Source organism: Neoroseomonas soli, from assembly GCF_018129065.1.
GTDB classification, from domain to species: Bacteria; Pseudomonadota; Alphaproteobacteria; order Acetobacterales; family Acetobacteraceae; genus Neoroseomonas; species Neoroseomonas soli.
This window is the reverse complement of sequence record NZ_JAAEDM010000118.1, coordinates 1-10,947: the sequence shown is the minus strand read 5'-3', so window position 1 is coordinate 10,947 and position 10,947 is coordinate 1. Positions and strand designations below refer to the sequence as shown.

10 protein-coding genes are annotated in these 10,947 nt (G+C 74.1%); 6 read left to right on the top strand and 4 right to left on the bottom strand.

Annotated features, from left to right (window positions below; translation table 11 throughout):
* Positions 1–226 precede the first annotated feature (226 nt).
* Both GXW76_RS23490 and GXW76_RS23485 read right to left on the bottom strand, forming a co-directional pair.
* A complete protein-coding gene (locus tag GXW76_RS23490; RefSeq protein ID WP_211864574.1) occupies positions 227–841 on the bottom strand; it encodes a DUF2459 domain-containing protein in 615 nt (204 codons plus the stop codon).
* 120 nt (positions 842–961) lie between these two features.
* A complete protein-coding gene (locus GXW76_RS23485) occupies positions 962–1,948 on the bottom strand; it encodes a Bug family tripartite tricarboxylate transporter substrate binding protein (RefSeq protein WP_211864573.1) in 987 nt (328 codons plus the stop codon).
* A gap of 110 nt (positions 1,949–2,058) precedes the next feature.
* On the opposite strand from GXW76_RS23485, the gene GXW76_RS23480 reads away from it, so the two are divergent.
* The 5 genes from GXW76_RS23480 to GXW76_RS23460 all read left to right on the top strand — a co-directional run bounded on the left by GXW76_RS23480 (position 2,059) and on the right by GXW76_RS23460 (position 7,436).
* On the top strand, positions 2,059–2,529 hold the full coding sequence (locus GXW76_RS23480) for an Lrp/AsnC family transcriptional regulator (RefSeq protein ID WP_211864572.1): 471 nt from the start codon (positions 2,059–2,061) through the stop codon (positions 2,527–2,529).
* A gap of 322 nt (positions 2,530–2,851) precedes the next feature.
* The gene (gene rpe / locus GXW76_RS23475; RefSeq protein ID WP_338151028.1) at positions 2,852–3,511 is read left to right on the top strand and encodes a ribulose-phosphate 3-epimerase; all 660 of its coding nucleotides are present in this window, start codon (positions 2,852–2,854) and stop codon (positions 3,509–3,511) included.
* Entirely contained in the window at positions 3,508–5,166 is a 1,659-nt protein-coding gene (locus GXW76_RS23470) for a heparinase II/III family protein (RefSeq protein ID WP_211864570.1), read from the top strand. Before rpe ends, GXW76_RS23470 begins: the two co-directional genes overlap by 4 nt.
* Before the next feature lie 303 nt (positions 5,167–5,469).
* Positions 5,470–6,615, top strand: coding sequence for an MFS transporter (locus GXW76_RS23465; protein WP_211864569.1), 1,146 nt, complete (start codon positions 5,470–5,472; stop codon positions 6,613–6,615).
* Between the two features lie 17 nt (positions 6,616–6,632).
* Entirely contained in the window at positions 6,633–7,436 is an 804-nt protein-coding gene (locus GXW76_RS23460) for a 3'-5' exonuclease family protein (RefSeq protein ID WP_211864568.1), read from the top strand.
* 153 nt (positions 7,437–7,589) lie between these two features.
* Here GXW76_RS23460 and GXW76_RS23455 read toward each other — a convergent pair whose 3' ends face one another.
* Positions 7,590–8,684: a S1C family serine protease gene (locus tag GXW76_RS23455; RefSeq protein WP_246514652.1), complete on the bottom strand. Its 1,095-nt coding sequence runs from the start codon at positions 8,682–8,684 to the stop codon at positions 7,590–7,592.
* A 27-nt stretch (positions 8,685–8,711) separates the two neighbouring features.
* Positions 8,712–9,125, bottom strand: coding sequence for a hypothetical protein (locus GXW76_RS23450; RefSeq protein ID WP_211864567.1), 414 nt, complete (start codon positions 9,123–9,125; stop codon positions 8,712–8,714).
* A 97-nt stretch (positions 9,126–9,222) separates the two neighbouring features.
* Between GXW76_RS23450 and GXW76_RS23445 the strand changes: the two genes are divergently transcribed.
* Positions 9,223–10,947: heavy metal translocating P-type ATPase (locus GXW76_RS23445; RefSeq protein ID WP_211864566.1), on the top strand; the 1,725-nt coding region annotated here is incomplete at its 3' end.

The window sequence follows — 10,947 nt, the reverse complement described above, 5'->3', positions numbered from 1 at the left end:
GGGCGGGCGGGACGGCGGCGGCCGTCGCGGCGGGACGCGCGGGCGGCAGCTCCGGCAGGCGGAGCAGCGCGGTACGCAGCAGCAGTTCGCGGCGGATGGACATGGTCTCGGGTTCCGGGGTCGATTCGCGGGACGGATGCTGTTGAAGCCGCGATCGGTTGCACAGGAAGTGCATCATCGTGGCCAAACCGTGACATTCCGCAGGGAGACAGCCGGGTGGCCACGGTCAGCCGGCGGCGGCCTGGCGGGCGGCTTCGGTGCGCAGGGCGACCATCGTCTCCCCGCGCAGGCGGATGGTGGCGACGGGTACCGGGAGCCCCGCCTCGGCGAGGGCGTGCATCACCCAGGTGTTGCACGTGAAGCCCGGCGTGTAGCGGAGGCGGGAAGGCACCAGTAGCCAGGCGCCGGAGGGCGGGGCGGGCGGCGGCGGGGCCTCGACCTGGCCGGCGATGAAGGCGGCGATGGCGGCGATGCCGCCGGAAGGGAGGCGGAGGGTGACGCTCTCCTCCGCGCCCGGCGGGATCGGCCCGGCCAGGGCCCGTGCCGAGACGAGTGCCGGGCCGCCCCCGATCGCCGCGAGGGCTTCGATCACGCCCGGCCGTTCGGCCCGCATCCAGGCTTCGAGGCCGAAGCCGAAGGCGAAGGCGTGTGCCGCCGGGGCCTCGGCGGCGAAGGGGGCGAGCGGCCCGTCGCGGACCGCCCGCGCCGCCAGGCAAAGGTCCGTGTGCCAGGATTCCGCACTGACGATGACCATTTCGCCCGAGAGCGGCCGTGCCGGCGCCCGGGGCGTTGCGCAGGCCGTGGGCAGGGCGGCGGCCAGCAGGGCGCGGCGCGGTGTCATCGTCTCGCTTCATCACGTGCGCCCTTCCCCCTGTCCAGCGCCCGGTCCCGGTTTCCAAAGGCCTTTCGGCCTTTGGCGGGGGGTCGAGGGGGGCGGCGCCCCCCTCAATCACCCCTGCCGCTATTCGAGCCGCGCCCCCGCGCGACGCACCACGTCGGGCCAGCGCCGGGCCTCTGCCCGCACCAGGGCCGCGAAGCGTTCCGGTCCGTGCGCCGTGACGGTGAAACCTTGTCGCGTCAGGTCCCCCGCCACCTCGGGCAGCGCCAGTACCGCGGCGATTTCCGCCGCGAGGCGCGCGACCGCTGTCTCCGGCGTGCCGGCCGGGGCGAAGATCCCTTGCCAGGTCACCACGTCGAAGCCCGGCAGGGCGGATTCGGCCACGGCCGGCACCTCTGGCAGGGCCGGGCTGCGTTCCGCCCCCGTGACCGCCAGCGCGCGCAGGCGGCCGCCGCGGATGTGCTCGATGGCGGCGGGCAGGGTGACGAAGAGAGCCTCCACATGCCCCGCCACCAGGTCGATCACGGCCGGCCCGCCGCCGCGATAGGGGACGTGGGTGAAGGCCAGGCCGGCCTCCTGCGCGAAGAGCGCGCCGGCCAGGTGGCCGATGGACCCGTTGCCCTGGGAGGCGACGGTCAGCCGGCCCTCAGCCTCCCGCGCCCAGGCGACGAAGGTCGCGAGGTCGGTCGCCGGGGAGCGGGGATTCACCACCAGCACCTGCGGCGCGCGCACCGCCTCGATGATGGGGGTGAAGTCGCGGACCGGATCGAAGCCGAGGCGGGGGTAGAGCGCCGGGTTGATGGTCAGCGGGTCGGATCCGACCAGCAGGGTCAGCCCGTCCGGCCGCGCCCGCGCCACGGCCTCGAAGGCGATGTTGCTGCCGGCGCCGGGGAGGTTTTCCGCCACCACCGTCTGGCCCAGGCGCGGCGCCAGGTGGCGGGCCAGCAGCCGGCCGAGGATGTCCAGGCTGCCGCCCGGCGCGACCGGGACGATGAGGCGCACCGGGCGCTCGGGGGTCCACTCGGCCGCGGTTGCGCCGGCGCCGCGCGGCAGCAGCACGGGCGTGGCGAGCAGGGCCGAGCGGAGGAGGAGGTGGCGGCGGAGCGTCATCGGCGGAACATCCCGAAGAAAGAGAAGTGTGTTCTCCCGTTCAGCGAAAATCTTGCAAGCAAAAGATTTTCCTACTATCGATGTGCTGATAGCCGCCAAGGAATTGCACGGTGACCCGTAGTTTCGAGCCCGACGCCACCGACCGCGCCATCCTCCGCCTGATCCAGCGTGATGCCGCGCTTTCCCTCGCGGAGATCGCCAAGGAGGTCGGCCTCACCCCCACCCCCTGCTGGAAGCGCATCCGCAAGATGGAGCAGGACGGGGTGATCACCGAGCGCGTGGTGATCCTGGACCCGGAGAAGGTCGGGCTCGGCGTCTCGGTCTTCGTCGCCATCGAGACCGGGGACCATTCCGCCGCCTGGATCGAGACCTTCGCCTCGACCGTCGCGAAAATGCCGGAAATCGTGGAGTGCTGGCGGCTCGGCGGGGATGTGGACTACCTGCTGCGCGTGGTGGTGTCGGACATGACTGCCTTCGACGGGTTCTACCGGCGCCTGACCGCGCAGGTGCCCAGCCTGCGGAAGGTGACATCGCGCTTCGCGATGGAACGGGTGAAGAGCACGACGGCATTGCCGATCTGACGGCGGGGCCCGGGTGAGGGGCGTCGCCCCTATCCGGACCTCACTGCACCGCGGGTTTCCACGGGCGTTGCGAAGCGACGTGATTGGGCGCCCCGCAGGGGCCGAGATTCGTCCGGGCACCCATGGAATGGGCGATCAGGCGGCATGGGTGATGAGGGCCGCATATGATGAAGCGCGCACTGAATCCCCCCTTCAACCGTCCAATTATGGGGTTCCAAGGGCCTTTCGGCCCTTGGCGGGAGGGGCCCGGGGAGGGCAGGGCCCTCCCCGCCACCACGCCGACCGGTTGTCGCTGCCGAACGCTAACGGCTACAACGGATTCGTGGCTGTTCCCCTGATCGCTCCCTCCCTGCTCGCCGCCGACTTCGCCCGCCTGGGGGAGGAGGTGGAGGCCGTGGCCGCCGCCGGCGCCGACTGGCTGCACCTCGACATCATGGATGGGCACTTCGTGCCCAACATCTCCTTTGGCCCGGTCGTGGTGAAGGCGCTGCGCAAGCGCGCCGCCATCCCCTTCGACGTCCACCTGATGATCGCCCCGGCCGACCCGTACCTCGCGGCCTTCGCCGAGGCCGGGGCCGACTGGATCTCCCTGCACCCGGAAGCCGGGCCGCACCTGCACCGCTCGCTGCAGACCATCCGCGCCCTCGGGAAGAAGGCGGGCGTGGTGCTGAACCCGGCGACGCCGGTGGAATCGGTCGCGCATGTGCTCGACCTGACGGACCTGATCCTGGTCATGTCGGTGAACCCGGGCTTCGGCGGGCAGTCCTTCATCGAGAGCCAACTGCCCAAGATCGCCGCCCTGCGCCGGATGATCGATGATTCCGGCCGCGACATCCGGTTGCAGGTGGATGGCGGCGTCACCGCCACGACCGCCCCGCGCTGCATCGAGGCCGGGGCCGACGTGCTGGTCGCCGGCACGGCGGTGTTCGGCCAGAAGGACTACGGCGCGGCCATCGCCGCGATCCGCGGGGCACCGCGATGATCGGCATCCTGCGCGGCGCCCGGCAGAAACTGGCGCGGCTGCGCCCGGTTCGCGTGCCCGAGGCCCCCGCACGCGCCTTCCGCGACCTCTGGCCGGGGGATGCCGCGCGCGGCGCCCGGTTGCTGCGCGGGGAATTCGAGACGCTCGGGACCGCCCGCGCGCTCCGCCCCGGCATGGACGGTGCGGAAGGCTGGGACGTGGCGTCCGGCACGCCGGCCTGGCGCGCGGCCGCGCACGGCTTCGCCTGGATGCGGGACCTGCGCGCGCTCGGCACCGATGCCGCCCGGCTCCAGGCGCGGGCGCTGACCGCCGACTGGCTTGCCCGCGGCGCCGAGGAAACCATCGCCGACGCGCCGGAAGTGGCCGGCTCGCGGCTGTCCGCCTGGCTCGGCCACTGGGATTTCTTCGCCGCCACCGCCGAGGATTCCTTCCGCCGCGCGGTGATGACGCGCCTTGCGCAGGACGCCCGCGACCTTTCCGCCGCCCTGCCGGCCGAGGCCGAGCACCGCGGCGCCCTCGCCGCGCTGAAGGGCGCCATGGCGGCGGCGATCGCCCTCGAGGAGGACGCCTACCTCCAGCGCGCCGCCCGCTTCCTGCCGGGTGAGATCGAGCGCCAGTTCCATCCCGATGGCGGGCATGTGGAACGCTCGCCCTCGATGCAGTTGCTGGCGCTGCAGGACCTGATCGAGATGCGCAACCTGCTCCACGGGGCGGGGATGGAGCCGCCGCCGCACCTGGCTGCCGCGCTCGACCGCGCCGCGCCGGCGCTGCGGCTGTTCCGGCACGGGGATGGAGGGCTCGCGCTGTTCAACGGGACGCGGGACGAGAATTCCTCCCTGCTCGACCTGGTGCTGACGCAGGGGCAGGCGCGCGGGCGCGCGCCGCTCGACCTGCCTGAGACCGGGTTCCAGCGCCTCCAGGCCGGGCGCACGCTGGTGATCGTGGACACCGGCGCGCCGCCGGCCGGGCGCAGCGCGGCGGGCGACGGCGGGCTGCCTGCCGGGGCCGACCGCTTCGCCCATGCCGGGACGCTGGCCTTCGAGATGTCGGTCGGCCGCGACCGGCTGATCGTGAACTGCGGCGCCGCACCGGCCGCCGAGGATTCCTGGCGCGACGCGCTCCGCTCCACCGCCGCGCATTCGACGGTGGTGCTCTCAGACACCAATTCGAGCGAACTCCGCTCCGACGGCCTCGGCCGGCGCCCCGAGCAGGTCGAGACCGCCCGCCACGAATCGGCCGGCGCGCAATGGCTGGAAGCGAGCCATGACGGCTGGCGGCGGGCCTTCGGCGCGGTCCACCGGCGCCGGCTCTATCTGGCGGAATCCGGCGACGACCTGCGTGGCGAGGACATGATCGAGGTCGCCGGCGACAGCGTCCTGCCGCCCTTCGCGCTGCGCTTCCACCTTCATCCGGGCGTCGTCGCATCCCTGCTGCAGGACGAGAGCGCGGCGCTGCTGCGGCTGCCCTCCGGCATCGGGTGGAAGATCCGCGCCAAGGGGGCACGGGTGGCGCTGGAGGAAAGCGTTTACCTGGGACTCGAACCGCGACGGTCGAACCAGGTGGTGCTGGTGGCCGAGGAAGGCGAATCCTCCGTGCAATGGGCGATCACGCGGGTGTCCATGCCGGCGCCGGGGGTGGCCGCGCCGGAGGAATGAGGCGCGGCGGGGAGGGCGCTGCCCTCCCCGAACCCCTCCCGCCAGAGGCCGAAGGGCCTCTGGACACCGGAACCTGATCGAGGATTGCGGGGACGGGGGGCAGTACCGCCTGCGATCGCACGCGCGCCCGTGAGCCCCCTCCCCGCAATCCCCGATGATCTCATGGTTCCCAAAGGCCTTTCGGCCTTTGGTGGGGGGAGGTCCGGAGGGGGGCGAAGCCCCTCTCCGCCACCGCCGCACCCCCCCCGCGTTGACGCCCGCCCGCGCCCGCATGACCATCCTGCGCGCAACGGGAAAGATCGCGTGACCTCAACTTCCGGTGTGGCCAGGATCGGTGCTGCGGTCTTCGCGATCGGGTTCTCCACCACTCTCGCCATGCCGCTGTTCACCTCCTATGCCGCGCGGGATGGCGGGGGCGCGGGCGGGTTGTCGGCGGCCTTCATCGCCTATGCGGCGACGCTGATCGTCACCGCGCCGCTGCTCGGCGGGCTGTCGGACAGGGTCGGGCGGCGGCCTTGCGTCCTGGCCGGCCTGGTGCTGGCGGGGCTGTCCACCGTGGCGCTGATGGTCGCGCCGGGGCTGGCGGCGCTGGCGGTTGCGCGGGCCTTGCAGGGGCTGGCGATCGGGCTGGTGGCCGGCGGCGCGACGGCCTGGGCGGCGGAACTCGCGACGGGGCCGGAGGCGGGGCGGCAGGCGGCGCGCGCCATGGCCCTTGCCACCGCGGGGGCCTTTGCCGCGGGCGGGTTGTGCACGCTCATGGCGCTGTGGCTGCTGGGGGATGGCGAGCCGCCCGTCACCTTCTGGCTGCATGTCGGCATCGTGGCGCTGTTGGTGCCGGTGGTGGCCCGGTTGCCCGACCCCAGGCCGGTGGCGCGGGTCGCCTGGCTGCGCGTGCCGGCCTTCCCGCGGGGCACGGTGGCGAGTTCCTTCGGCATGTTCGCGGCCTGGGGGGTGACGGGGGTGACCATCACCTCGGTGCCTTCGGCGCTGGCGGCGGCGGGGCATCCGCGGCTGGGTCCGCTGGCCGTGTGCTTCATGATCCTGGCAGGCACGGCGGCGCAGCAGGCGATCGGGCACCTGCCGGCGCGGCGGCTGTCGCTGGCCGGGCTGCCGGTGCTGGCGGCGGGGGCGGGGCTGGTGATCCTCGGGACGCTCGGGGCGTCGGTGCCGCTGTTGTTGCTGGGCGGGGCGCTGGTGGGCAGCGCGGCCTATGGCTTCCTGTTCGTGGGGGCGCTGGCGGCGGCGAGCGAGGCGGCCAGCGGCGAGGACCGCGCGCGGGCGGCGGCGGGGGTGTTCCTGGTCGCCCATGCCGGGTTCTGCGTGCCGCCGCTGCTGACGGGGCTGGCGATGGATGCCTTCGGAACGGGGCCGGCGCTGGCCGGGTTCTGGGTGGGTCTGGCGGTGCTCTGCGCCTGGCTGGCGGCGGCGCTGTTGCGTCGGCCCGCGTAGCGCGGGAAGCATCGCGCATGGAACGCGTCGTGGTCTTCGATATCGAGACGGTGCCCGACCTGGTGGCCGGGCGCGCGCTGCTGGGCGAGGCGGCGGAGGGGCTGGACAAGGCGGCGCTGCGGGAGCGCCTCGGCGCGCGCTACGCGCGGGAGGGGCAGGAACCGGCGACGGCCTTCCTCAAGCCGCCGCTGCATGCGGTGGCGTGCCTGGCGCTGCTCGTGGCCGAGCGCGACGGGGCGGATGAGCCCTGGCGGCCGCGGCGCATGGCCGCCCGCCACATCGGCGACACGCCGGAACCGGAGATCCTGGCGCTGTTCGAGCGGACGCTGGCGCAGCGGCCGGCGCCGATGCTGGCCGGGTTCAACACCTCCGGCTTCGACCTGCCTGTGCTGCGGTACCGGGCGATCGCGACCGGGGTGGCGATGCCGTCGCTGCACGGCGGCAACGGGCGGGACTACGGGTATCGCTACGGCAAGGACCACCTCGATCTCGCGGATCGGCTCTCGGGGTTCCGGGCCTCGCCGATGCCGTCATTGGCCGAGGCGGCGGCACTGATCGGGCTGACCGCGAAGGCGGGGATGCACGGGGCCGAGGTGGAGCCCGCCATGGCCGAGGGGCGCGGCGCGGAGGTCGCGACCTATTGCGAGACGGATGTCGCGGCGACCTGGCTGGTGCTGCTGCGCTACTGGCAGGCGACGGGCGCGCTCGGGGCCGATGCGGCGCGGGATTCATTCAGGGCTTTCGCGGAGTTCCTGGAGGAGCACCGGGCCGAGCCGGATTTCGCGGAGCATGCGGAGGTGGCGGCGCGGCTTGGGGGGTAATCCCCTGGCCGTCACGCCACGATGGCGGCCCGAGGCCAGGCCCCGGGCCGGGAGCGCGAAGCGCGACCGTCAGTGGCTGCCGGTGCACCAAGGGCGCGCGAAGCCAAGCCGCGCGGATGCGCGGCGCCCGGCGTCTGAGGGCCTCACGAAAACTCATCTCTCGCAGCGGATGAACACCGTCGAGGGATGCACCTGCTCCCCCACTTCCGCCGCGCTGCGTTCCTCGCCCGGGCTTTCGCGCAGCACCGGTTGCACGCCGTTGCGGCGGAGGAAGTCCAGCGCCTCGGTGCCCTTCACCGCGAAGTTAACGTTCTGCGGGATGTCCCCGGTGCGCTGCGCGATGCGCGCCGCGTTCAGCTTGGAGACGATCACGCCGACCACGTTGCCCTGCCGGTCGAGCAGCGGCCCGCCCGAATTGCCCTGCTGCACCGGCGCGCTGATCTGGAACTGCGTCTGGTTGTCCGCGAGGCCCGACAGCGCGCTGACCTCCCCCGTCGTCAGGGTGGGGCCGGAGGACAGCAGCCCGGCCAGCGGGAAGCCGTAGGTCACCACACTCTCGCCCCGCCGTACCGGATTGGCCCGGAAGGCGAGGGCAGGCCCGGGATTCCCGGGTGCGCGCACCAGGGCGAGATCGCGCCGCGCATCACTCGCCGGCGCCTGGGGCACGGGCAGGGTCCGCCCGTCCGCAGCGCGCACGAAGATGCGGCTGCAGCCTTCGACGACGTGATGGTTGGTCAGCACCTGGTCGGGGCCGACGACGAAGCCGGTGCCGGTGGAGGCGCGCGCCTGCGGATTGGGCCGGGCGCCCGGCGCCACCCCCGGCCTCGCGGTGGCGGCGGCGGGGGCGGGCAGCGGGGTCGGCTTGCCGTCGGGCGCCGGGACGACGGGCCGTGCCGCGCCCGAGAGCGTCATCACCACCGTGCGGTCGGTGCAGATGTCGGTGTTGCGGCGCACGATCTCCTGCCCGTCCTGCAGGACCAGGCGCAGGTCGAAGGAACACCCGGCCCCTTCGGAGGGGCGCAGCGCGAAAAAGGCGCCGGGCGCGAGCGGCCCGCGATTCAGCAGGTTGCCGCCCCAGTCGCCGCGCCCGCTGCGCACGGCGTGCAGCGCGAGCGCCGGGGCTGTCGTGCGGTTGACGACGCGGAACGGCTCGCTCTGCGCCAACGCGGGCGGCGCGGCGAGGCCGACGAGCACAGGCACGAGGAACAGGAGACGCGGCATCGTTGCCATGATGTCGGGCGCAGCCATGGTGGTGTCAATCGCGACGGCGTGCGTTCAGCGCGGCGCGCGATGGATCTCCGGCAGCAGGCGGTCGCCGCCGCCGACCTGCGGCATCGGTGCCGCCGGCGTGGGGGGCGCGGCGGGGCCGGGCGCCATCTCGACCGTGCGCTCGGCGCAGATGTCGGCCTCGCGGCGCAGGACCTCCTGCCCGTTCTCCAGCACGAGGCGCAGGTCGAAGCGGCAGCCCGCACGCTCCGGCGGCCGCAGGGCGAAGTAGGCACCAGGCCGCAGGGGGCCTTGGTTCAGCAGGTTGGCGCCCCAGGCCTGCTGGCCGCTCGGCACGGCATGGAGCGCCGTGGCGGCGAGCTGGGTCCGGTTGACGACGCGGAAGGGTTCGGTCTGCGCGAGGGCGGGCGGAGCCGACAGGAGCAGGGCGAGGACGGCGTGCGGGACGCGGACGGATGGCATGCCTGGGTTTCCAGCCACCGGCCCGGCCCCGTCAACCATCGCCCTTGACCTTCCCATGATGGGAAGCCCCACATGGGAGGGCATCGAGGAAGGACCGATGCCAGAAGCACCCTTGCCCACCCCCCGCACCGACCTGCCCGTCGAAGGCATGACCTGCGCCGCCTGCGCCGTCCGCGTGCGGCGCGCGCTGACCGCCGTGCCCGGCGTCGCGGGGGCGGAGGTCAACCCGGCCTCCGGCCGCGCGGAGGTGACCGGCACCGCGCCGGTCGCCGACCTGGCCGCCGCCGTGGCCCGCGCCGGCTATCGCGTGCCCGAGACGGTCTTCGACCTGCAGGTCGGCGGCATGACCTGCGCATCCTGCGTGAAGCGGGTGGAGCGGGCGCTGGCCCGCGTGCCCGGCGTGCTCGAGGCCCAGGTGAACCTGGCGACCGAACGCGCCCATGTCCGCGCCGTCGCCGGCACCGAGGAAGCCGCCCTGGGCGCCGCGGTGGCGCGCGCCGGCTACCGCCTGCTCGGCGCTGAGGAACAGCAGGGGGAGGACCCCGGCGCGTCGCGGGAAAAGCGCGACCTCATCCTGGCCGGGTTGCTGACCGCGCCCTTTCTCGTGGGCATGGTCGGGCTGATCTTCGGCCAGGACTGGATGCCGGGCGGCTGGTGGCAGGCGGTCCTGGCGACGCCGGTGGTCTTCTGGCTGGGTGCCCGCTTCTGGCGGTCCGGCTGGGCTGCGGCGCGCGACGGCACCGGCAACATGGACCAACTGGTGGCGATCGGCACCGGCGCGGCCTGGGGGCTTTCCGCCTGGCTGCTGTTCCGCCACGGGCCGGAACACGCGCATGCACTCTATTTCGAGGCCGCGGCGGTGGTCGTCTTCTTCGTGCTGCTCGGCAAGTGGCTGGAAGCGCGGGCCAAGCGCGCGACGGGGGCGGCGATCCGCGCCCTGCTCGGCCTCGCCCCGCGCACCGCGCGCCGCATCGAGGACGGCGAGGAACGCGAGGTGCCGGCCGCCGCGCTGATGGTCGGCGACGTGGTCGTGGTGCGGCCCGGCGAGCGCATCCCCGCCGATGGCGAGGTGCGCGAAGGCCGCTCCGGCGTGGACGAGAGCGCGCTGACCGGCGAAAGCCGCGCGGTGGAGAAGGAACCCGGCGCGCGCGTGTCCACCGGCACCATCGCGCTCGACGGCCGGATGGTGATCGACGTGCGCGCGGTGGGCGGGGAGACGGTGCTGGCGCGCGTCGCCGCGCTGGTCGCGGCAGCCCAGGCCTCCCGTGCGCCGGTGCAGAAGCTGGTGGATCGCGTGAGCGCGGTGTTCGTGCCGGTCGTCCTCCTCATCGCGGCGGCGACGCTGGCCTTCTGGCTGCTGGCGGGCGCGGGGGTCGAGACCGCGGTGATCACCGCCGTCTCGGTGCTGGTCATCGCCTGCCCCTGCGCGCTCGGCCTCGCCACGCCCGCCGCCATCATGGCGGGCACGGGGGCGGCGGCGCGCGCCGGCATCCTGGTGCGCGACGTCGATGCCATCGAGCGCGCGCAGGGCGTCACCCTGGTGGCGTTCGACAAGACCGGCACGCTGACCGAAGGCAAGCCGCGCCTCGCCGCCCTGCATCCGGCCGATGGCGTGACGGAGGAAGAGGCGCTGCATCTCGCCGGCGCGTTGCAGGCGGGCAGCGAGCATCCGCTCGCCCGCGCGGTGGTCGCCGCCAGCGGCGCGGTGCCGCCGGCACAGGACTTCCGCGCCCTGCCGGGCCGCGGCGTCGAAGGCGTGGTCGAGGGGCGCGGCATCATCCTCGGCAGCCCGCGGCTGCTGGCGGAGAGCGGCGCCGAGGCC